General features: G+C 69.5%; 1 pseudogene. It reads left to right on the top strand.

Annotated elements, in window-relative coordinates:
• Nucleotides 1–128 precede the first annotated feature (128 nt).
• Nucleotides 129–1117, top strand: a pseudogene (locus tag EN984_RS35550) (autotransporter outer membrane beta-barrel domain-containing protein); the annotation flags it as partial.

The raw sequence follows: 1117 nt of genomic DNA, 5'->3' as shown, positions 1-1117 counted from the left end.
CCGCAGGACTGAACCTGGGCCTCGGCATCGGGATAGGTGGTAAGGGCGCCGGCGGTGGCGGCGGCAAGACCGTTGATGTCATCAACGGCGCCGTCGTCCAGACCGAAGGTATTCAGTCGCACGGCATCATGGCGCAGTCGGTCGGCGGCGGCGGCGGCTCCGGCGGCTTTGCGGTGACGGTCGGCGGACCTTCCTTCTCGCTGGGCGGCAATGGCAGTTCCGGTGGTGGCAGCCAGAAAGTCTATGTCGAAAATACGGCTCGGATCACCACTGACAGGGACCTCTCGATCGGCATCTTCGCGCAGTCGGTCGGTGGTTCAGGTGGTGATGGAGGCTTGGCGGGCGCCGGTGGTGCCTTTGCGGCCGTCGCTGTCGGTGGCCAGGGCGGCGCTGGCGGGGCAGGGGGCCAGGGCGAGGTCAAAAACACCGCAAACATAACCACCAAAGGCGCGCTCGCGCACGGCATCCTGGCGCAATCGGTCGGCGGCGGCGGCGGCAATGGCGGCAGCGCCGGTGCGGTCGCGGTTGGTATATTCGGTGCGGCTGGCGTCGCGATCGGCGGCGGCGGCGGCGATGCGAACCTGAGCGATCAGGTTACCGTCACCCACAAGGGCGACATCCACGTCGGCGGCGCGGGCGCGAAGGCCATCCTGGCGCAATCGGTCGGCGGTAGCGGCGGTAATGGCGGCAATGCCTATTCCGGAGCCTTCAGCGCCGGTTTCTACGCATCGGCAGCTGTCGGCGTTTCGGTTGGCGGCGAGGGCGGCGATGGCGGCCCTGGCGGCAAGGTTACGGTCAGGGCGGACGGCAACATCATCGCCGACACCGACGCGGTCGGCTCGGGCGGCATCGTGGCACAGTCGATTGGCGGCGGCGGCGGCAATGGCGGCCGTGCGGCCACGATGGCCGGCTCGGTCAGCAACGGCGTCAATGTCAGCCTCGGCGTTACGGTCGGCGGCTGGGGCGGCGACGGTGGCAGGAGCGACCTGGTGATCGTCGATACCGGCCTCAGCGGCGGCGGCAGCATCGTCACCAAGGGTTACCAGGCTGGCGGCATTCTTGCCCAGTCGGTTGCCGGCAGCGGCGGCAATGGCGGCGATTCCTGGGCGGCGGCGGG

This window comes from Mesorhizobium sp. M7A.F.Ca.CA.004.12.1.1 (genome assembly GCF_003997835.1).
GTDB lineage: Bacteria > Pseudomonadota > Alphaproteobacteria > Rhizobiales > Rhizobiaceae > Mesorhizobium.
The sequence above is the reverse complement of the archived record's forward strand: the minus strand, read 5'-3'. Positions and strand labels throughout refer to the sequence as shown.